Source organism: Acidimicrobiales bacterium (assembly GCA_035512495.1).
In the GTDB taxonomy this organism is placed as follows: Bacteria; Actinomycetota; Acidimicrobiia; order Acidimicrobiales; family CADCSY01; genus DATKDW01.
Genome location: DATKDW010000018.1, coordinates 1 through 20,757 on the forward strand (window position 1 = coordinate 1; position 20,757 = coordinate 20,757).

The following is a 20,757-nucleotide window of genomic DNA, read 5'->3' on the forward strand; positions in this document are numbered from 1 at the left end:
TCGGTGCCGAGCTCAAGAGCACCGTCGCGGTGGCGCGGGGGCGGACGCTCACGGTCAGCCACCACATCGGCGACCTGGAGCACCTGGCCGCCCACCAGTCGTTCGTCCAGGCCATCGAGCACCTGTGCCACCTCGCCGGCGTGCGGCCCGAAGTCGTCGCCCACGACCTCCACCCCGAATACCTCTCCTCGAAGCTGGCGACCGAGCTGGACCTGCCCTTGCTCGCGGTCCAGCACCATCACGCCCATGTGGCGTCGTGCTTGGTCGACCACGGCAGGTCGGGCCCTGTGCTCGGCGTGGCCTTCGACGGCACCGGGCTCGGCCCCGACGGCACGCTGTGGGGCGGTGAGCTGCTGGTGGCCGACCTCGACAGCTACCGGCGCGTGGGGCACGTGGCGCCGGCCCCGCTGCCGGGCGGGGTCGCGGCGATCAAGGAGCCGTGGCGCATGGCGGTGTCGTGGACCGCGGTCGCCCTCGGGCCGGCCGTTGCCCAAGGCGTGGGCGAGCAGCTGGTTGGCGACCCGGCCCTCGTGGCCGCGGTGGTGGACCTCGCTGTGGGCGGGCGGTCACCGATCACGACCAGCGCGGGCCGGTTGTTCGACGCGGTGGCTGCTCTGCTCGGCCTGCGCCCCCGCGTCACCTACGAGGCCCAGGCCGCCATCGAGCTGGAGGCGCTGGCCAGGACCGGGCCCCGGTGCGAGGCCGGTGCCTACCAGCTGGAGCAGCGGTGGGAGGACGGCTTCCTCGTCCTCGATCCCGCCCCGCTCCTGGGCGCAATCTTGGCCGAGCGCGGTGCGGGCACACCGGTCGCCGACATCGCCGCCGGCTTCCACGAGGGGCTGGGAGCGGCCACGGCCGACGCAGCCACGACGCTGGCCGCCCGCGACGGGTTGTCGTGCGTGGTGCTCACCGGCGGGGTGTTCCAGAACACGCGGCTCACCGCCGTCGTGGCTGGCGCCCTGGCGGAGGCCGGGCTGGAGGTCCTGACCCACCACCGCGTGCCGTGCAACGACGGTGGGATCAGCGTGGGCCAGGCCGCGGTCGCCAGCGGCTGCTGAGGCCTCCCGGGACCGGGGTGCGAAAACCACCCATTTACGGAGGGGATCGGCGGAGGGAGGGTGGCAAGAGCGAACCCGCCACCCGGAGGTCCACATGGGAGTTGCCGAAGCGCCCGCGGACGAGGCCATCGACGAGACGGTCATCCACATCCTCTGGATCAACGCTGGGTTGAGCTGTGACGGTGACTCCGTCGCGCTCACTGCCGCCACCCAGCCCAGCATCGAGGAGATCGCCCTCAGCGCCTTGCCCGGGCTCCCCAAGATCGCGCTCCACTGGCCGCTGATCGACTTCGAGTGCGGTCCCGCCGGCGGGACCGACGACTTCCTCGAGTGGTTCTTCAAGGCCGACCGCGGCGAGCTGGAGCCGTTCGTGCTCGTCGTCGAGGGCTCCATCCCCAACGAGGCCATCAAGAGCGAGGGCTACTGGTGCGGGTTCGGCAACGACCCGGAGACCAACCAGCCCATCACCACCAGCGAGTGGCTCGACCGCCTGGCCCCCAAGGCCCTCGCGGTGTTGGCCGTGGGCACCTGCGCCACCTACGGCGGCATCCACGCCATGGCCGGCAACCCCACCGGGGCCATGGGCGTCCCCGACTACCTGGGCTGGTCCTGGAAGTCCAAGGCCGGCCTCCCGATCGTGTGCGTGCCCGGCTGCCCCATCCAGCCCGACAACCTCTCGGAGACGATCCTCTACCTGCTCTACCAGGCCACCGGCCAGGCGCCGATGATCCCCCTCGACGACGCCCTGCGCCCCACCTGGCTCTTCGGCCAGACCGTGCACGAGGGCTGCGACCGGGCCGGCTACTACGAGCAGGGCGACTTCGCCACGGAGTACGGCTCGCCCAAGTGCATCGTCAAGCTGGGCTGCTGGGGTCCGGTGGTCAAGTGCAACGTCCCCAAGCGAGGCTGGATGAACGGCATGGGCGGTTGCCCCAACGTCGGCGGCATCTGCATCGGCTGCACCATGCCGGGCTTCCCCGACAAGTTCATGCCCTTCATGGACGAGCCCCCGGGGGGCAAGGTCTCCACCACCGCCAGCACCATCTACGGCGCCGCCATCCGTCGCCTGCGCAGCATCACGGCCGCGACGCTCGACGAGGAACCGCAGTGGCGGACGCCCGGCAACAAGCTGCTCACCGGCCACCACGCCGACTGGAGGTAGGACATGGCCGCCACCGTGCCGTCGAGGACATCGGGGAGCGACTCGTCGACGCTGGTCGACATGGCGTGGGACCCGATCACCCGCATCGTCGGGAGCCTCGGGATCTACACCAAGATCGATTTCGGCCTTGGCAAGGTCGCCGAGTGCCACAGCACCTCCTCGATCTTCCGCGGCTACAGCATCTTCATGAAGGGCAAGGACCCCCGCGACGCCCACTTCATCACCAGTCGCATCTGTGGCATCTGCGGTGACAACCACGCCACCTGCTCCTGCTACGCGCAGAACATGGCCTACGGCGTGCGGCCCCCGGCCCTGGCCGAGTGGATCATCAACCTCGGTGAGGCGGCCGAGTACATGTTCGACCACAACATCTTCCAGGAGAACCTGGTCGGTGTGGACTACTGCGAGAGGATGGTCGCCGAGACCAACCCCGGGGTCCTCGGGCTGGCCAACCGCTCGGAGGCGCCCCACGCCGCCGACCACGGCTACCGGACCGTCGGCGACATCATGCGTGCCCTCAACCCCTTCACCGGCGAGTTCTATCGGGAAGCGCTCCAGGTGAGCCGCTACACCCGGGAGATGTTCAACCTGATGGAGGGGCGTCACGTCCATCCGTCCACGCTCTATCCGGGCGGCGTCGGCACGGTGGCCACCATCCAGCTCTTCTCCGACTACGTGACCCGGCTCATGCGCTACGTGGAGTTCATGAAGCGGGTCGTGCCCATGCACGACGACCTGTTCAACTTCTTCTACGAGGCCCTCCCCGGCTACGAGGAGGTTGGCCTGCGCCGCACGCTGCTCGGTTGCTGGGGGAGCTTCCAGGACCCGTCGGTCTGCAACTTCGAGTACAAGGACATGACCGAGTGGGGCCGGGCCATGTACGTCACGCCCGGCGTCATCGTCGACGGCAAGCTCGTCACCAACGACCTCGTCGACATCAACCTCGGCATCCGGATCATGCTCGGCCACTCCTTCTACGAGGACTGGGAGGACCAGGAGATGTTCGTGGCCCGGGACCCGCTCGGGAACCCGGTCGACCGGCGCCACCCCTGGAACCAGCACACCAACCCCCGCCCCCAGAAGCGCGACTTCGACGACAAGTACAGCTGGGTCATGTCACCGCGCTGGTTCGACGGCACCGACCACCTCGCCCTCGACACGGGCGGGGGTCCGCTCGCCCGCCTGTGGTCCACCGCCCTGTCGGGCCTGGTCGACAACGGCTACGTGAAGGCCACCGGCACCAGCGTGAAGATCCACCTCCCGAAGACGATGTTGAAGCCCGAGATGGACCTCGAGTGGAAGATCCCCCAGTGGTCGAACACCATCGAGCGCAACCGTGCCCGCACCTACTTCCAGGCGTACGCCGCGGTGTGCGCCCTGCAGTTCGCCGAGGAGGGGCTGGCCGAGGTCCGGGCCGGGCGCACCAAGACGTGGGAGCCCTTCGAGGTGCCCGACGAGGGCATCGGCTGTGGCTTCACCGAGGCGGTCCGAGGCGTGCTCTCCCACCACCTGGTCATCAAGGACGGCAAGATCGCCAACTACCACCCGTACCCGCCCACGCCGTGGAACGCGAACCCCCGTGACAGCTTCGGCACGCCCGGGCCCTACGAGGACGCGGTGCAGGACTGCCCGATCTTCGAGGAGAACGACCTCGATCACTTCAAGGGGATCGACATCATGCGCACGGTCCGCAGCTTCGACCCGTGCCTTCCCTGCGGCGTCCACATGCACCTCGGCAAGGGCAAGGTGCTCGAGAAGGTGCACTCGCCCACCGGCGTGAACGATCCGTGGGAGTGACGGGCACCGACCCTCCCGAGGTCGATCCGGCGGGCGCCATCGCCGGCCGGATCGATGCCCTGCTCGACGAGCTCACCGCCGACGGGGACGCCCGGGCCGAGGAGCTCGCCGCCCTCGTCACCGAGCTCCACCGTGAGGGGCTCCAGCGCGCCCTCGCCGTGGTTGCCGACGGGCCCGGCGGGCGCGCCGCGCTCGAGAAGCTGGGCGACGACGAGGTGGTGGGCGGCCTCCTCGTGCTCCACGATCTGCACCCCCACGACCTTCCGACCAGGGTGGCCCGGGCACTCGGACGGCTGAAGCCGGCGCTCGGCGCGGCCCGGGCCCACGTGGCGGTCGACCGGGTCGACGAGGACGCCGGCGTGCACCTCACGCTGACCACGGCGGTGGGCACACCGGGGCGGGTGCTGGCCGACGCCGTCGAGCGTGCCGTCCTCGCCGCCGCGCCGGAGGCGGCAGAGGTGGTGGTGCGGGTCGACGAGCCATCAAGGGCGGAGCCGGGTCCTTCGCCCGCTCCGGTCCCGGTCGCCATCAGCCCGCGGCCGGAGCCGGGGCAGGACCCCGCCCCCGTGCCGGTCGCCGTCCGCCCCCGCCCCGAACGGTCCGTCCCGGGCGAGCTCTGCGACCTGTGCGGCACGGCCGTGCCCGACGGGCACCGCCATCTCGTTGACGTCGAGGAGCGGCGGCTCATCTGTGCGTGCCAGGCGTGCGGCCTGCTCTTCGAGCACGATGCCGGGCCGGCCGTCCTCGGGTTCCCGCTGACCGAGCCCCTCGGCGCCCTGCTGGGCAACGGGACGACGACCTCGCCGGCGCCGGAGGGCCCGGGGAGACCAGCCGTGGCCGGGGGTCGGCGATACCGGGGCCTTCCACAGCGATGCGTGGCTCTCCCTCGTCCCGGTGTGCCGGAGTCGCTGTGGGCAACGCTTCAGATCCCGGTGGGGGTCGCCTTCCTGTTCCACAGCTCGGGCCAGGGCGGGATGGTCGCCTTCTATCCCGGGCCCGCCGGGGCCACGGAGTCGCTCCTGCCCCTCGACGCGTGGGACGAGCTGACCGCCACCCATCCGATGCTGGAGACCCTCGAGCCCGACGTGGAGGCCCTGCTCGTTCGCACCGGACGCCTCGGCGTCGCCGGCGAGGCCTACGTCGTGCCCATCGACATCTGCTACGAGCTCGTCGGGGCCCTGCGCACCGTGTGGCGTGGCTTCGACGGAGGCACCGAGGCCCGGGAACGGCTCGACGCACTCTTCGCCCGTGTGGCGGCGCGGGCGGTGGCGCCGGTGGCCGCGTCGCCATGACCGAGCTCGGGTTCACCGCGCTCGGCGCGGCGGTCCGCCGGCATGCGGCGGTGCCCACCCTCGACCTGAAGGTGCGGCTCGACGAGCGGTCGGGCGCCACCGTGCATGCCGTAGCGCTGCGGTGCCAGATCCGCATCGAACCCCAGCGTCGCCGCTACACCGCCGAGGAGGAGGACCGGCTCGAGGAGCTATTCGGGGCCGCCCCCCGCTGGGGGGACACCCTGCGTCCCTTCGTCTGGACCCACGTGAGCACCACCGTCGGTCGCTTCAGGGGGAGCATCGAGATCGACCTCCCCGTGGAGTGCTCCTACGACTTCGAGGTGGCCGCTGCGAAGTACCTGCACGGCCTCGGTGACGGTGAGGTCCCGTTGCTCCTGCTCTTCAACGGCACGACCTTCTCGGACGGCGACGGTCCGGGAGCACTGCACGTCGAGCCCGTGGCCTGGCACGCCGAGGCCGCGTTCCGGCTCCCGGTGCGGACCTGGCGCGAGCTGATGGACCACTACTTCCCCGGCGGCGGGTGGGTGCGGCTGCCGCGGGCAACCATCGACGCCATCCAGCGCTTCAAGGTCGACCGGGCGCTGGCCACCTGGGAGCAGGCCGTCGAGGTGCTGCTCAAGGAAGCCGGCGAGCTGCCGTGACCAGCACCACCGATGCCGGACCGCACGAGCGGTTGGAGGCCGCGCTGGCCCAGGCCCGCCAGGTGGCCGACGCCGTCCTCTACGAGGGCCATGTGCTCTACCCCTACCGGGCGTCGGCGGCCAAGAACCAGGCCCGCTGGCAATGGGGGGTGCTCGCCCCCCGGGCGCACGTCGAGGCCGAGGCCACCGACCGCTGGTCCTCCCGGTGCGAGGTCGTGGTGGAGCTGCCCGAGGCCGGTGCGGAGGTGGTGGCAACCGTCCGGTTCCTGCAGGCGCAAGCCCGCAGGGTGGAGCAGCTCGTCGACGGCGACTTCCGCCCGGTGCCGTCGCTCGTCATCGACGGTGAGCACTGGACGACGTGGGACGAGGCGGTCGAGCACGAGGTCACCCTCCCGGCCGTGCCTCTGGGACGTACCGGAGGTGTCGAAGCGAGGGTGCCCGTCGAGGTGGGCGCCGGCCGCGAAGAGGAGCCACTGGTCGACGCCTGTGGCCGGACCCTGGGTCGGGTCGTGCGTGAGCGCTGGGCGGTGCGAGCCGAGGCGACGGTCGAGGTAACCCCGCCCGATGGTCCGTGGCCGCTCGCCCGGGTGTCGGTCACCCTCGCCAACACCACCCCGTGGGCCGAGGCCGGCGCCCGACGCGACGAGGCCCTGCGCCGGTCGCTCATCGGCCAGCACACGGTGCTCGTGGCCCGGGCAGGGGCGTTCGTCTCGCTCCTCGACCCACCCGAGTTCGCCCGGGCAACGGTCGAAGCGTGCACCAACGAGGGCACCTGGCCGGTGCTGGTGGGCGACGAGGACGAGCGCCGAGTGGTGCTGTCGTCGCCGATCATCCTCTACGACCACCCGGCGGTCGCAGCCGAGAGCATCGGGGACTTCTGCGACTCCACCGAGATCGACGAGATGCTGGCCCTGCGGGTGCTCACCCTCACCGACGAGGAGAAGGCCGAGGCGCGCGGCACCGACCCACGGGCTCGCGACATCATCGATCGCTGCGACGACCTCCCGCCCGAGGTCATGGAGCGCCTGCACGGGGCGGTGCGACAGCTGCGGCGGGCAGCCGACCGAGCCGAGCCCGAGGACCCGTGGAGCGACTCTGTCCCCATCGCCGGCGTGGCGGTGGGTCGGGGCACCCGGGTCCGCCTGCGCCCCAGCCACCGCGCCGACGCCCACGACCTGTTCCTGACCGGCGCCCTGGCCACGGTCGAGGGTGTCTTCGCCGACCTCGACGGTGGTCACCACCTGGCGGTGGTCGTCGACGACGATCCCGGCGCCGACCTGGCCCAGTGGCAGGGACGGTTCCTCTACTTCCACCCCGACGAGGTCGAGGTGGTCGAGTCGTGAAGCGCGTGGTCGTGGGCGGGATCGGCAACATCTTCCTTGGCGACGACGGCTTCGGCGTGGAGGTCGCCCAGCGGCTGGCCGGAGCATCGCTGCCACCGGAGGTCACGGTGGTCGACGTGGGCATTCGCGGCCTGCACCTGGCCTTCGATCTCCTCGAAGGCTGCGAGACGCTGATCCTCGTTGACGCCATGGCGACCGGTGGAGCTCCAGGAACGGTCGTGGTCCTCGAGCCCGACCCCACCGGCAGCGATGGTGCCGCCGCCCTGGACGCTCACAGCATCGACCCGCAAGCGGTGCTGGCCATGGTCGCGGACATGGGAGGGACGATCGGTCGGGTGCTGGTCGTCGGCTGCCAGCCGGCGTCGCTCGAGGAGGGGATCGGTCTCAGCCCACCGGTGACCGCCGCGGTGCCTGCGGCGGTCGAGACGGTCATCTCATTGGTGCAGGAGGCGTGTGCGCACGCCGGAAGGGAGATGCAGTACCACCCACCCACCCACTCGATGAGAGGAGATCGTCATGTGCCTCGGCATCCCTGGCCAGCTGGCTGAGCTCGTCCCCGGCACCGAGGGCCAGCTCGCGGTGGTCGACGTCGCCGGCGTCCGCCGGCGGGTGAACATCGGCCTGCTGGAGGACGAGGTCCTCGAGGTGGGCGACTGGGTGCTGATCCACGTCGGCTTCGCCATGTCCAAGATCGACGAGGCCGAGGCCGAGGTGGCGCTGGCCTCCCTGCACCTTCTCGGTCAGGCCTACGACGAAGAGGTGGAGGCGCTGCGAGCCTCCGCGCTCGGGGAGGAGGCGGCGTCGTGAGGTTCGTCGACGAGTACCGCGACCCGGCGGCGGCCCGGATCGTGCTCGAGCAGATACGCCGTCTCGTCGGCGACGAGCACCACACCTTCATGGAGGTGTGCGGCGGCCACACCCACACCATCTACCGCCACGGCATCGAGCACGTGCTGCCTGAGGCGGTGGAGCTGGTGCACGGCCCCGGCTGCCCGGTGTGCGTGATCCCGATGGGGCGGGTCGACGACGCCATCGCCGTGGCCGAGCAGCCCGGGGTCATGTTCACCAGCTTCGGCGACATGATGCGGGTGCCGGGTGGGAACGGGAACCTCCTCGAGGCCAAGGCCCGCGGGGCCGACGTGCGCTTCGTCTACTCACCCCTCGACGCCCTGCGACTGGCGGTGGAGCACCCCGACCGCGAGGTGGTGTTCTTCGCGGTGGGCTTCGAGACGACGGCACCTTCCACCGCGCTGACCTTGTTGAAGGCCAGGGCCGACGGCGTCACCAACTTCAGCGTGTTCTCCAACCACGTCACGATCGTGCCGCCCATCAAGGCCATCCTCGACTCGCCCGACCTCCGCCTCGACGGGTTCCTCGGTCCGGGCCACGTCTCCACCGTGGTCGGCAACCGTCCGTATCGCTTCGTGCCCGAGCAGTACGGCAAGCCGGTGGTCACCACCGGCTTCGAGCCTCTCGACATCCTCCAGGGGGTGCAGATGCTCCTCGCCCAGCGGCGGGAGGGTCGTTGTGAGGTGGAGAACCAGTACTCCCGCATCGTGCGCGATGAGGGAAACCCTCGCGCCTTGGCGGCGCTGGCCGAGGTGTTCGAGCTGCGGCCCCACTTCGAGTGGCGGGGCCTCGGGTTCATCGCCCAGAGCGCCCTCAAGCTCAACAGCGACTTCGCCGCCTGGGACGCCGAGCTGCGCTTCGACGTGCCCGGCGTGCGGGTGGCCGACCCGAAGGCGTGCCAGTGCGGTGAGGTGCTCAAGGGCGTGATCAAGCCGTGGGAGTGCAAGGTCTTCGGCACGGCGTGCACGCCGCAGACGCCCATCGGCACGTGCATGGTCAGCTCCGAAGGGGCATGTGCCGCGTATTACAACTTCGGACGGCTCCACCGCGAGGTGTCGGTCTCGGTCGGCGCCGGCCGTCCCTCCTGAAGCCAGGAGCACCACGCCTCGACGCCGTCGCCGGTCCTGGCACTCAGCTGGATCACCTCGGCGCCAGGGTTCACGGCGCGCAGGTTGGTGAGGAAGCGGTCGAGGTCGAAGTCGAGGTGGGGCAGCAGGTCGATCTTGTTGACCACCACCACGTCGGCGGCACGGAACATCACCGGGTACTTGAGGGGCTTCTCCTCGCCCTCGGTGATGGCGTAGACCATGGCCCGGGCGTGCTGGCCCACGTCGAACTCGGCGGGGCAGACCAGGTTGCCGACGTTCTCGATGAGGAGCAGGTCGAGGTTGGCCAGCGGGAGGCGGTCCAGCCCGGAGCGGACCATCACCGCGTCGAGGTGGCACTCACCGCCGAAGCCCGCCCCGGTGTTGACCAAGGCGATGGCCGCCCCGAGTCCGTCGAGCTCGTCGGCGTCGAGGCTGGTGGCGATGTCGCCCTCGAGGACGCCGATGCGCACCCGGCCGGCGAGGTGGGCGAGCGTGCGCTTGAGCAGGGCGGTCTTGCCGGCCCCGGGTGAGGACATGACGTTGACCGACCACAGCCCGGCGGCGGCAAAGGTGGAGCGGTTCTCCGCGGCCACACGATCGTTCTCGGAGAGGATGTCCTCGAGCACGGCCACCCGGGCCGCCCCGGTCTCGGTGTAGCCCCCATGATCGCCCACGTCGCGGTGTTCGTGTTCGTGCTCGTGCTCGGTCCCGTCGGGATGGCGGTGGAAGCGTCCCATCAGCACACCTCCTCGACGACGTCGATGGACGCGATCTGGAACTCCTCGCCGCGCAGCACCTCGACGTCGTGACCTTCGCATGCGGGGCAGACCATGAGCGGTCGGTCGAGCTCGGTCTCGACGCCACACCCCCGGCAGCCGATGACGGCAGCGATGTGCTCCACGGCCAGCGTGCAACCGGCCAGCTCGGAGTCTTCGGTGAGGATCTCCCAGGAGAACAGCAGGGAGTCCGGGACGACCTGGCGGAGGTGGCCGATGCGGACGTTGACCTGGCGCAGGGGCCGCCCGCCGGCGTGGTCCCGGACGGTGTCGACGATGGCCTGGCACACCGACAGCTCGTGCATCCGGAGCCCCCTCCTCGCTGTCCCTGAGGGAACGGTACAGATCAGCAGGTCCACCCGCTTGGTCACCTCGCCCCCGTGGTAGTCAATGGCTCATGAGCGGACGCAGCGGACGGGGCGCAAAGAAGACGGTCGAGGTGCATGGCCACCGCATGGCGTACATCGAGGTGGGTGCGGGCGACCCGATCGTCTTCTTGCACGGGAACCCGACGTCGTCGTACCTGTGGCGCAACGTCATCCCGCACCTGGAGGGCCTCGGCCGGTGCCTCGCGCCCGACCTCATCGGCATGGGCGACTCGGACAAGCTCCCCGACAGCGGCCCGGAGCGCTACACCTTCGCCGAGCACGCCCGCTTCCTCGACGGCTTCCTCGAGGCCGTGGACGCCGAGGAGCGCCTGACGCTGGTCGTGCACGACTGGGGCTCCGGCCTGGGCTTCGACTGGGCCCGCCGTCACCCCGGGGCCGTGCGGGGGATCGCCTACATGGAGGCCATCCTCCCCATGACCTGGGACGAGTGGAGCGAGAGCGGCCGCGGCCTGTTCCAGGCCTTCCGCTCACCCGCCGGCGAGCAGCTGATCCTCGAGCGAAACCTCTTCGTCGAGGCCGTGCTGCCGGGTGCGATCCTGCGCACCCTGACGGAGGCGGAGATGGAGGAGTACCGGCGGCCCTTCGCCGATCCGGGTGAGGGAAGGCGCCCAACCCTCACCTGGCCGCGCCAGCTCCCCGTCGATGGCGAGCCCAGCGACCTGTGGGAGCAGGCAGAGGCGTGGACCAGGTGGCTCGCCACCAGCGACGTCCCCAAGCTGTTCGTCAACGCCGACCCCGGGGCCATCCTCGTCGAGTCGCGGCGCGACCTCGTGCGGACCTTCCCGAACCAGCACGAGGTGACGGTCCGCGGGAGCCACTTCGTGCAGGAGGACTCGCCGGACGAGATCGGTGTCGCTGTTGCCGCCTGGCTCCGGGACCACGTCGGGTGACCGTGAGCGTCGCTCAGCGCACCTCGAGATCAGAACGGGACCTGTTGGGAGAGGAGACCGTCGCCGGTGGCCCGGCCCGAGAGGATTCGGCAGAACTCGACGGCGTCGAGGGTGATGTCCTCGCCGCCTGTCCGGTGGGCGTAGGTGCCACCGGCCGGCCCCTCGAGGTGCAGGGTGAACGGCTGGCCGTGGCGGCGGGCCCACTCGGCGACGACGTCGCCGACGAGGCGTCCGTCGTGGTCTGCGGTGAGGACGAGTGGACGGCCGGTCGCCCGGGCGATGTCGACGCGGTGCATCCAGGTGTCGCGGGTGAGGATGGTGTCGAAGAGGTAGCTGGCCTTCCACGTCTCGGTTGACCCGTCGGGCATCTCCTGCTTCATCGGGATCCGCCGCATGAGGCGGCGGCTGGCCCGCCACTGCGCCTGGCGGGGGCCGGCCGCCGCGAGCTGTCGGATCAACTCGTCACTGCTGAGCTCGGTGCGGTCGCGCACCTGCACCGCCGTCAGGCCATCGATGAACGGTCCGTCGCCGGCGGCCTTGCCCCCGGCGCGCATGTCGCGTGCGAAGCGCCGCAGCGACGAGAACGTCTCAGCCATGCCCAGCACGTGGGCGGCCATGGCGCGCACGTCCCAATCCGGGCAGTCCGTCGGCTGGGACCAGTCCGCGTCGTCCAGCGAGCGCAGCATGGTCACCATCTGCGCCGTCTCGGTTGCCGCCCGCGTCGTCGACTCGGGCCGCGCCAACGGCGCCAGCTCCTCGACCTTCGTCACCTGCATCATCACGTCACCTTCCTGTTCGTGGCCTTGGGCTTGCTCTTGGTCCTGCTCTTGCTCGTCGCCGCGCGCCGTTGCACGTGGTCGCAGAACATCTCCATGGCGTCGTCCACCAGCCGCAGCCACCGGTCGCCGCCCGGGTCGTTGGAGATCTGCTGGTCGACCAGCCCGGTGGCGATGGCGGTGAAGAGGTCGAGGCTCTCCTGTCCGCCCAGGCCGACCTCGGCGAACCACGTCGCCATCTCCTGGAGGTTCTCCAGCGAGACGGCGAAGGACGCGGGGGAGGGCTCGAAGCCGGGGATGGTCCGCTGGAACATCAGCTGGTAGCGGACCTCGTCGCTCGTGCAGAAGTCGACGAAGTAGCGGAGGCGCACCTTGAGGTCCGTGAGGGTGTCGCCGCTGAGGGCGACGTGGCGCTGCCCGGCGACGAAGTCCCGGGAGCCCTGGGCGAACATGGCGTCGTAGATGTCGTGCTTGGAGTCGAAGTACGAGTACAGCGACGGTGCCTGCATCCCCACCCGCCGAGCGAGGTCCCGTAGCGACAGCCCGGCGAGGCCCTCGGTGCGGCACAGGTCCCATGCCGCCTCGAGGATCTCCACCTTGGTGGCCTCATGGCGTTCGGCCCGTCGATCGCGGACCGGTTCTCCTAACATGATTAGAAGTAGACAACGGCGTTCGGATCCTGTCAAGGGCGCGTCGGTCCGCATTCGTGTTACTAATGGTAACGGAACGATCCGGACAGGCGACCCTGCCCAGCCACCCGCTCAGAGGACGACTGATGACGCTGACCACCACCGCACAGCACAAGCCGGCGGCCGCTCCCCTGGCGTTCGACACGACCGACGCCGGGTTCGTGGGCGATCCCTACCCCCGGTACACCGAGCTGCGCGAGTCGCCGGACCTGCACCGCAGCCGGGACGGGCTGTGGGTCCTCACCCGTCACGCTGACGTGCTCACTGCCCTGCGCGACCCCCGGCTGTCGAGCAACCCCCGCCACGTCGACCCCTCGCGGGAGCGTCGTGGTGCAGCCAGCCTCCTCGGTGACCTCGACATCCAGCTGATGCTGACCGCGGATGCCCCCGATCACACCCGGTTGCGCCGCTTGGCCAACAAGGCCTTCACCCCCCGGGCGGTCGAGGCCCTGCGTCCCCGGGTCACCGAGCTGGTCGACGCGATGCTCGACGAGGCAGCGGCCCACGGCGAGGTCGACCTCATGGCCGCCATCGCCGAGCCGCTGCCGGTCATGGTCATCTGCGAGCTCCTCGGCGTGCCCGCCGCCGACTGGGACCAGTTCAAGCCGTGGTCGACTGCCATCGGCCGGGTGCTCGACGCCGAGGCCGACCCCGAGACCATGAACGAAGCAGTGCCGGCGGTGATGGGCTTCGTGCAGTACTTCGCCGGCCTCATCGAGGAACGCCGCAGCGACCCTCGGGCCGACCTCCTCAGCGCCCTGATCGCCGCCGGGGACGAGGGCGACAAGCTCAGCGAGCGGGAGCTGTTCGCCATGATCATCCTCCTGTTCATCGCCGGTCACGAGACGACCACCAACCTGCTCGGCAACGGCACCCTCGCCCTGCTCCGCCACCGTGGCCAGCTCGACGCCCTGCGGGCGGACCCGAGCCTGGCGGTGGCCGCCACCGAGGAGCTGCTGCGCTACGACGCACCCGTGCAGATCACCGCCCGGACCGCCACCGAAGCGCTGGAGATCAACGGCCTGTCCCTCGACGCGGGAGAGGGGATCATCTGCGGCCTCGCCGCCGCCAACCGCGACCCGCGCCACGTCGATGAACCCGACGAGCTGCGCCTCGAGCGCGGCCGGCCCACCCACCTGGCGTTCGGCAACGGCATGCACCACTGCCTGGGCGCCCCCCTCGCCCGTCTCGAGGGCCAGGTCGTCTTCGACCGCCTCGCCCGGCGCTTCCCGGCGATGGAGCTGGCGGACGAGCGCCCGCCCTACCGAGACCACTTCGTCCTCCGCGGCCTCGTCTCGCTGACCGTCGCCCTCGGCGACGACGCGGGCACCCAGGCACCTGCCTGACGAGCGTCGTGGCGGTTCACGACACGGCCGCTCCGCACGTTTGACTTTCGTAAGTGTTGCGATATAGTACGTGAGTCTTACGAAAGGACGCAGATGGCGACGCGGTCGAAGCGATCGTTCTTCCGGCACGGTGAGCTGCACCTGGTGGTGCTGGCCCTGCTGGCGGGCGAACCGATGCACGGCTACCAGCTCATGGGTGAGCTGGCCCGCCTCTTCGGCCCCGCCTACCGCCCGTCGCCGGGCAGCGTCTACCCGGGCATCGAGGCGCTGACGGAGGCGGGTCTCATCGCCGGTAGCGACGACGGCGGGCGTCGGGTGTTCGCCCTGACGCCGGCGGGGTCCGAGGCCCTGGCCCGGCGCCTGGACGAGCTGCTCTCCATCGAAGCCCGCACCGGTGTCCGACTCACCGGCGCCGCCGACGTGGAGGCGGCCCTGGACCGCTTCGTCGCCCGCGTCCGGGCGGTCGCCCCCCGGCTCGACCCGGCGACACTGGACGAGGCGCTGGAAGCGGCGGCGGCGCGCATCGTGCAGTTCGCCACCGCCAGCGACATACCGCAACAGAGCACGACGACACGGAGGATCTCATGACCGACTCATTCGAGCAGGCCGCACGCGCCGAGCGCGCCCGCAAGCAGCGCCAGCGCAAGCGAGGCATGCGCGCCGCGTTGCGCATCCACATTGCGGTCTTCTTGGCCGTCCAGGTGCTCCTGGTCGGCATCTGGGCCATGACCGGTGCCGGGACCCCGTGGTTCGTCTTCCCGCTGCTGGGCTGGGGCGTCGGCCTGGCCGCCCACGCCGCCGCGGCCAGCGACTCGCGGTGGATCTACGGGAGGGACGACGACGCCGAGGACGCCCGATGAGCGCTGATCGCCCCCTGGTCTTGACCGACGCCGCGGTGCCGGGCGGTCCTCCCGATGCCGCCGTGATCCGCGACCGCCAGGCGGGCCGGGTGCCGGGTGGGAGCGTCTTCCTGGCCGGCCACCGCGGCCTGGCCGAGGAGGCGGCGCGGTGGCGAGACCAGCTCGCGCCGGTCCGAGCGGCGATCCCCGGCAGGGTCGAGGAGCTCACCGGCCCCGGCCGGCCTCTCGCCCGTGCCCAGCGCCTCGTGGCCGTGCTCATCGCCCTGGCTGCTGAGGCGCTGATCTTCTGCATCGTCGACTGGCCGCGTTCGTGGTTCGGGTCCCGGACGCCGGCCCAGGGTGCCGCCCACCGGCTTCGCCGCGCCTTCGAGCACCTGGGGCCCTCGTACATCAAGCTCGGTCAGCTCATCTCCTCGGGGCGTGGGCTGTTCCCCGACGTCCTCGTCGACGAGTTCGCCGTTTGCCGCGACCGCTGCCCCACCCTGTCGGCCCGGGCGGTCCGTCGTGCCGTCGAGCGGGAGCTCGGCTCCCTCGACGCCCACTTCGCCTCGTTCGACTTCGCGCCCCTCGCGGCGGCGAGCATCGCCCAGGTCCACACTGCCACCCTCCACGACGGCACCTCGGTCGTGGTCAAGGTGCAGCGACCCGGCATCGCCCGTGAGGTCGAGGCCCACATCCGGTCGATGCCGCCCATCGCCCGCCTCCTCGAGCGCCGATTGGCGAACCTGCCGGTGGCAAACCCCACCGCGGTGGTGACCCTCTTCGCCCGGACCATCCTGGAGGAGCTCGACTTCCGGCTCGAGGCCGAGAACATGGTCGATGTCGCCCTCGACCTTGAGGCCGCCGGCGTGGCCGACGTGGTGGTGCCCCGGCCCATCCCCGGTCTGGTGACCGCCAGGGTGCTGGTGATGGAGCGCCTCGACGGCCTCCGCTTCGATGACCTCGACGAGATGCGCAGCGCCGGCATCGACACCACCGCCCTGCTCCTCTCGGGCATCCGGTCGCTGGTGGAGGGGGCGACGGTGTTCGGCCGCTTCCACGGCGACCTCCACGCCGGCAACATCCTGGCCCTGCCCGACGGCCGCTTCGGGCTGGTCGACTTCGGCATCTGCGCCCGCCTCGACGCCGACGAGCGCGCCGGCCTCCAGCGGCTGCTGATCGGCATCGCCACCCGAGACGTGCGCGCCCAGGTCCACGGCCTCGACGTCCTCGGCGCCCTGAGCGAGGGCACCGACCCGCGGTCGCTCATCGCCAAGCTGATCGTCAGCCAGCGCCGGGAGGCCGACTCGCTGTCGGTCGACGACCTCCGCGACGGGGCACCGAGGGTGATGAAGGTGTTCGTCGACCACCGCCTCGACCTCCCCGTCGCCCTGGTCCTGTTCTTCAAAGACGTCCTCTACCTCAACGGCTCCACCCGCCTCCTCGCCCCCGATCTCGACCTCCTGGCCGCCTTCGCCGGCCTCCACGACCACTTCGACGACAAGTACGGCGCCGGGCGGGTCGTCCTTGGGGCCGACCCGTACGGGCCACCGATCACCGGGGCCGAGCTGGCTGTGGCCTCCGGCGAGGACACGCCCCCCACCGAGGCGGCAGACCCGCCTTCCCCTCCGACGGTGGGGAGCGTGGGGCGGAGGTTCGGTCGCCGGTTCCTGGTGGACGCCCTGGTACCGGTGGCGCTGTTCATCTCGGTCAACTCCGTCGCTGGACTGGCATGGGCCATGGCCGCCGCCACCACCTGGGCCGCCGGGCTGGTGCTCCTGCGGCGGCGCGCCGGCCGATCCACCGGCCCGCTGGTGTGGTTCGCCCTTGGCTACGTGGCGCTCCGCGGCACCGCCGGCATCCTCACCGGCTCCGACGCCGTCTACTTCGCCCCCGGGATCGCCAACATCTTCCTCATCGCCGGTGTCTTCGCCGCGTCCGTGGCGCTCGGCCGGCCGATCATCGGGATGATGGCCCCGCTGTTCTACCCGTTCCCCGACGAGGTGCGCCGCCACCCGGCCTACCGACGGATCTTCGGCCGACTCACCGTGGTGTGGGCGAGCTTTCTGGTCTTCACCGGGCTGCTGCAGATCGTGCTGCTCGTCACCACGACCACCAACACCTACCTCCTGGTGCGGTCGATGGTTGCCTGGCCCCTCGCCATCGCGCTGTTCGTCTACTCGTTGCGCTACCCGCGGCGAGCCTTCGCCCGCGAGCCGGAGCTGGCCGCCGGGGTTGCCCGGACCAGCTGAGCCCACGCTCAGAGCGAGGCGTACACGGCGTCCACCAGGGCCCGGTTGCGGGGGCTCTGCCAGCGGGGGATGACGTGGTTCATCACGTAGCCGAAGGCCACGTCGACCGACGGGTCGGCGAAGCCGAGTGAGCCCCCGGTGCCGAAGTGGCCGTAGGCGGCGGGGGTACGGCCGATGGGGCGGTGGTCGGTCCAGGGCTGGAACCCGAGCCCGAATGTGACGTCCTGGCCGAGGACGGGGCAGAACCCCGACGACTGCGGGCGGACCGCCTCGGCGAGGGTGTCGGCCCCGACCAGGGTGCCCCGAAGGACGGCGTCGTAGAGGCGGGCGACACCTCGGGCCGTCATGTGCCCGTTGGTGGAGGGCACCTGCGCCCGTCGCCACGCGGCGGTGTTGACCACCCCGATCGACGAGTAGCCGGGCGGGTTGACGTAGCCGAGGAGCACCATGCGGAGCTCATCGTCGAGGTCGGCGTCGTCTGGATCGGCCCTCGTGGGCGCAGGGCTGTCCCAGTGGACCTCGGCGCAGCGGTCGTGCTCGTCGTCGGGCAGCCCGAAGTGGACCTCGGCGCCGAGCCCCTCGGCGATGCCGCGCAGCCGCTGCCCTGGTAGCTCTCCGGTGACCTGGCGGACGATGCCACCCACGAGGTGACCGAAGGTGTTGGTGTGGTAGGCGTGGCGCTCGCCGGCCTCCCACCAGGGCTCGGTGGCGGCGAGCAGCTCGCACATTCGGTCGAAGTCCCACAGGTCGTCGTTGGTGGCGGGGTGGCGGATGGCGGGGACGCCGGCGCGGTGGCACAGGGCGTGGCGGACGGTGACCTCGCCCTTGCCGTGGGCCGCGAAGTCGGGCCAGTACCGGGCGACGGGCTGGTCGAGGCCAACGTCGCCGGCGTCGACCAGCTGCAGGAGCAGCAGCGCCACGATGGGCTTGCCCACCGAGTAGGCGTTGACCAGCGTGTCGGCCTGCCACGGACGGGTCCGGGCCACGTCGGCCCAGCCACCCCAGAGGTCGACCACGGTCTCGCCGGAGACGATGACCGTGACGGCGCCGCCGAGCTCGCCGTGCTCGGTGAAGTTCGACTCGAAGCTGCTGCGCACCGCGGCGAAGCGCGGCGCGCACGTACCACCGACCGGCACCGACATGTCCTCAGCGTCCCACATGGCCCTGCCAGGCGCCCTGGGCCGTTGTTTCGTCGGAGAAGCAGGGATCGGACCCCCCGGGGCCGAAAGGAGGAAGTGGACAAAGCGCCCGGACCGGACACCCGGTTTGGCGCTCCTCATCTGTGCAGGTGTGACAGCAGCGTGCTGGTGCGCCGTGAAAGGGACACCAACATGCGCAAGCGCCTCCTGGCGATGCTCGTCGCCCTCGTTGCCATGCCGGCTGTGCTGGTGGGCACGCCCGCCGTGGCCAGCCCGGCGGAGGAGTACAACGGCCCCTACTTCGGTGAGGACAACTTCCCGCCGGGGTGCATCCGGGACATGTCCAGCGACGACCTCTGCCACCACATGCGCACGGGACTCAACGCCCTCGACTCCCCCGTGATCGACGTCCTCATCCTGGTGCCGGTGTCGCCGACCGCCGAGCGCGACATGCGCATCATGCGCCAGGCCATCGAGATGTGGGACGGCGGCATCGACTACCTGGCGAGGCAGATGGGCCTCGACTGGCTGGCCGACGGCGTGGAGTTCCACATCACCGTGGACCAGATCGACCTCTCCAGCGGCCAGGGCGGCGAGCTCACCACCTACCCGCTCGTCGACCCCGAGATCGTGGTCATCGCCACCAACCCGGTCGGCGGGATCGGGATCGGTGTCGATCCGGTGGACTTCGTCTTCACCGACGAGGACCTCGTGCCGTGCCACAACGTCGAGAACCCCTTCGACTTCGAGCACTGGGAGAACCTCCCCGGCTTCGACAGCCACCACGACGGCCGGCGCAGTGGGACCTACGTGGAGGACTGCGGCGGTGCCGGGGGCAACATCTGTGTCGCCGTCAACGGCGCCATCGACCCCGCCCCGGAGCAGGTCGACTTCTTCGGGCTCTTCGACCTGGTGGCCCACGAGGTTGGCCACTGCCTGACCATCGGCCACGTCGGCGACGGCGCCGAGGGCGACTGGGGGGTCGTCCCGACCAACGACATCATGGCCTACAGCCAGGACCCGCCCGACCTCACCAAGTGCGTGTCCACCCTCGACGTGGAGGGCTTCGCCCTGCGCATGAGCCGGTACCTCGACGTCAACGACGACAAGGCATTCGACGGGCACGACCTGCTCCTGGCCAACGACCAGATCGGCCAGGGAGGTCACGCCTTCCAGGTCCAGCACCCCAACGACCACCTCTACGCCTCGAGCACGGGGTCTCCCCTGGACTGCCCGCAGCCCGACCTCGGCCTCGTCCCCGGCGAGCGCACCGACTGGACCCCGACGCCGGAAGCAAGCGTCGAGTCGGTCCTCACCGTCACCAGCCCGGACGATGGTGCCGTGGCCGACGACGGGGTCTTCCAGGTGACCGGCACCGCCGAGAAGCGGCGGCTGGGCCAGGACGGCGAGCCGACGGAGTCCTTCGGGTCCGACGAGGACGCCCACGACGACGCCAGCAGCCCGATCACCGAGATCCTCCGCCTGAACGTCGAGGCGACCGCGGAACATGTCCAGGCCGTCATCACCCTGGAGGACCTGTGGCCGAGAACGGACGTGGCGAGCCCCACCAGCTACAGCGTGCTCATCGACGGCCGCCGGTACGACTCGTTCGTCCGCTACCCCGTCGACGCCAACCCGATGACGTGGGACAACGGCGCCGGCGCCTACATGCCTGCTGGCACCTCGACGTGGGACCTCGCCGCCAAGACCGTCACGTTCACCATCCCCCTCGACCACCTCGTCGCCGTGGGGATCGAGGCGCCCTACTTCGTCAGCAGCCGGTCGAACGTCGGCTCGCTGCTCACCCAGGTCGCGGACGACTATGCCCCCGACCAGGGTGAGAAGGGCATTGGCGTGGCCGGGGCGGCGCGGGTGGTCGACCTCGGTCCCCCCGGCGCCTCGGTCGGTGATGGCACCAAGACCGTGAACTTCGAGCACGACGGCGGCAACACGTTCTACCCCGAGCAGTCGACGCTGGGGGTCACGACGATGCTCGGCCTGGACCTCAGCCACGAGTTCCCGTTGATCGTCACCGAGGCCAGCGACGTCGCGCTCACCCTGACGTGGACCGACGCCGTGGGCGGCGCCGACCTCGACCTCTACGTCACCGGCGCGGCCGACTCGGGCACGCAGGGGGCGACGGGCAAGCCCGAGGAGACGGTGTACCTCAGCGACGTGATTGGGGACCTGGACATCCTCGTGGAGCCCTTCCTCGTGACCGACCCCCTCGACGGCTCCACCTACACCCTGACCGCCGAGGTCACCCCCCTCGACGGGTCCGGCGCCCCCGACGACTGCCAGGACGCGACCGGCGACGGCACCGACGGCTGTCCCGTCGCCACGGAGCACGTCCGGATCTACGTGGACGGCGCAGTCGTCGGCAGCCAGGCCATCGACACCGCCTACGGCTCCGGTGACTTCGCCATCACGG

20 protein-coding genes are annotated in these 20,757 nt (G+C 70.9%); 15 read left to right on the top strand and 5 right to left on the bottom strand.

Going from position 1 to position 20,757, the window contains the following annotated elements:
• From VMN58_01920 to hypD, 9 genes are all read left to right on the top strand, one after another.
• Window positions 1-1,058: carbamoyltransferase HypF (locus VMN58_01920; GenBank protein ID HUF31949.1), on the top strand; the 1,058-nt coding region annotated here is incomplete at its 5' end.
• A 94-nt stretch (window positions 1,059-1,152) separates the two neighbouring features.
• The gene (locus VMN58_01925; protein ID HUF31950.1) at window positions 1,153-2,220 is read left to right on the top strand and encodes a hypothetical protein; all 1,068 of its coding nucleotides are present in this window, start codon (window positions 1,153-1,155) and stop codon (window positions 2,218-2,220) included.
• Window positions 2,221-2,223: 3 nt separating this feature from the next.
• Complete coding sequence (locus VMN58_01930) at window positions 2,224-4,017, top strand: nickel-dependent hydrogenase large subunit (GenBank protein ID HUF31951.1); 1,794 nt, start codon at window positions 2,224-2,226, stop codon at window positions 4,015-4,017.
• The gene (locus VMN58_01935) at window positions 4,014-5,309 is read left to right on the top strand and encodes a DUF5947 family protein (GenBank protein HUF31952.1); all 1,296 of its coding nucleotides are present in this window, start codon (window positions 4,014-4,016) and stop codon (window positions 5,307-5,309) included. Before VMN58_01930 ends, VMN58_01935 begins: the two co-directional genes overlap by 4 nt.
• A complete protein-coding gene (locus VMN58_01940; GenBank protein ID HUF31953.1) occupies window positions 5,306-5,950 on the top strand; it encodes a DUF6084 family protein in 645 nt (214 codons plus the stop codon). The genes VMN58_01935 and VMN58_01940 overlap by 4 nt, the downstream gene beginning before the upstream one ends.
• Window positions 5,947-7,293, top strand: a complete 1,347-nt coding sequence (locus tag VMN58_01945) for a hypothetical protein (protein ID HUF31954.1) — start codon at window positions 5,947-5,949, stop codon at window positions 7,291-7,293. Before VMN58_01940 ends, VMN58_01945 begins: the two co-directional genes overlap by 4 nt.
• On the top strand, window positions 7,290-7,841 hold the full coding sequence (locus tag VMN58_01950) for a hydrogenase maturation protease (protein HUF31955.1): 552 nt from the start codon (window positions 7,290-7,292) through the stop codon (window positions 7,839-7,841). Before VMN58_01945 ends, VMN58_01950 begins: the two co-directional genes overlap by 4 nt.
• Entirely contained in the window at window positions 7,810-8,100 is a 291-nt protein-coding gene (locus tag VMN58_01955; GenBank protein HUF31956.1) for a HypC/HybG/HupF family hydrogenase formation chaperone, read from the top strand. The genes VMN58_01950 and VMN58_01955 overlap by 32 nt, the downstream gene beginning before the upstream one ends.
• The gene (hypD, locus tag VMN58_01960; protein HUF31957.1) at window positions 8,097-9,230 is read left to right on the top strand and encodes a hydrogenase formation protein HypD; all 1,134 of its coding nucleotides are present in this window, start codon (window positions 8,097-8,099) and stop codon (window positions 9,228-9,230) included. Before VMN58_01955 ends, hypD begins: the two co-directional genes overlap by 4 nt.
• Here hypD and hypB read toward each other — a convergent pair.
• Together hypB and VMN58_01970 are read right to left on the bottom strand one after the other, a co-directional pair.
• Window positions 9,167-9,967, bottom strand: a complete 801-nt coding sequence (gene hypB, locus VMN58_01965) for a hydrogenase nickel incorporation protein HypB (protein HUF31958.1) — start codon at window positions 9,965-9,967, stop codon at window positions 9,167-9,169. The genes hypD and hypB overlap by 64 nt on opposite strands.
• Window positions 9,967-10,311 carry a hydrogenase maturation nickel metallochaperone HypA gene (locus VMN58_01970; protein HUF31959.1) on the bottom strand — a complete coding sequence of 115 codons (345 nt, stop codon included), beginning with the start codon at window positions 10,309-10,311 and terminating at the stop codon, window positions 9,967-9,969. The genes hypB and VMN58_01970 overlap by 1 nt, the downstream gene beginning before the upstream one ends.
• A 92-nt stretch (window positions 10,312-10,403) precedes the next feature.
• On the opposite strand from VMN58_01970, the gene VMN58_01975 reads away from it, so the two are divergent.
• A complete protein-coding gene (locus VMN58_01975) occupies window positions 10,404-11,285 on the top strand; it encodes a haloalkane dehalogenase (GenBank protein HUF31960.1) in 882 nt (293 codons plus the stop codon).
• A 29-nt stretch (window positions 11,286-11,314) separates the two neighbouring features.
• On the opposite strand, the gene VMN58_01980 is transcribed toward VMN58_01975, so the two are convergent.
• Together VMN58_01980 and VMN58_01985 are read right to left on the bottom strand one after the other, a co-directional pair.
• A complete protein-coding gene (locus VMN58_01980; protein HUF31961.1) occupies window positions 11,315-12,064 on the bottom strand; it encodes a maleylpyruvate isomerase family mycothiol-dependent enzyme in 750 nt (249 codons plus the stop codon).
• On the bottom strand, window positions 12,064-12,711 hold the full coding sequence (locus VMN58_01985) for a TetR/AcrR family transcriptional regulator (GenBank protein ID HUF31962.1): 648 nt from the start codon (window positions 12,709-12,711) through the stop codon (window positions 12,064-12,066). Before VMN58_01985 ends, VMN58_01980 begins: the two co-directional genes overlap by 1 nt.
• A gap of 125 nt (window positions 12,712-12,836) precedes the next feature.
• Between VMN58_01985 and VMN58_01990 the strand changes: the two genes are divergently transcribed.
• From VMN58_01990 to VMN58_02005, 4 genes are all read left to right on the top strand, one after another.
• Window positions 12,837-14,096, top strand: coding sequence for a cytochrome P450 (locus VMN58_01990; GenBank protein HUF31963.1), 1,260 nt, complete (start codon window positions 12,837-12,839; stop codon window positions 14,094-14,096).
• A 93-nt stretch (window positions 14,097-14,189) separates the two neighbouring features.
• A complete protein-coding gene (locus VMN58_01995) occupies window positions 14,190-14,684 on the top strand; it encodes a PadR family transcriptional regulator (GenBank protein ID HUF31964.1) in 495 nt (164 codons plus the stop codon).
• A complete protein-coding gene (locus VMN58_02000) occupies window positions 14,681-14,956 on the top strand; it encodes a 2TM domain-containing protein (GenBank protein ID HUF31965.1) in 276 nt (91 codons plus the stop codon). The genes VMN58_01995 and VMN58_02000 overlap by 4 nt, the downstream gene beginning before the upstream one ends.
• Window positions 14,953-17,187 (top strand): AarF/UbiB family protein, encoded by a 2,235-nt coding sequence (locus VMN58_02005; GenBank protein ID HUF31966.1) that lies wholly within the window; start codon window positions 14,953-14,955, stop codon window positions 17,185-17,187. Before VMN58_02000 ends, VMN58_02005 begins: the two co-directional genes overlap by 4 nt.
• Before the next feature lie 8 nt (window positions 17,188-17,195).
• On the opposite strand, the gene VMN58_02010 is transcribed toward VMN58_02005, so the two are convergent.
• Window positions 17,196-18,329: a serine hydrolase domain-containing protein gene (locus tag VMN58_02010; protein HUF31967.1), complete on the bottom strand. Its 1,134-nt coding sequence runs from the start codon at window positions 18,327-18,329 to the stop codon at window positions 17,196-17,198.
• Window positions 18,330-18,518: 189 nt separating this feature from the next.
• Here VMN58_02010 and VMN58_02015 point away from each other — a divergent pair.
• Window positions 18,519-20,757, top strand: a 2,239-nt coding sequence (locus tag VMN58_02015) for a hypothetical protein (protein ID HUF31968.1), incomplete at its 3' end; no start/stop codon positions are given.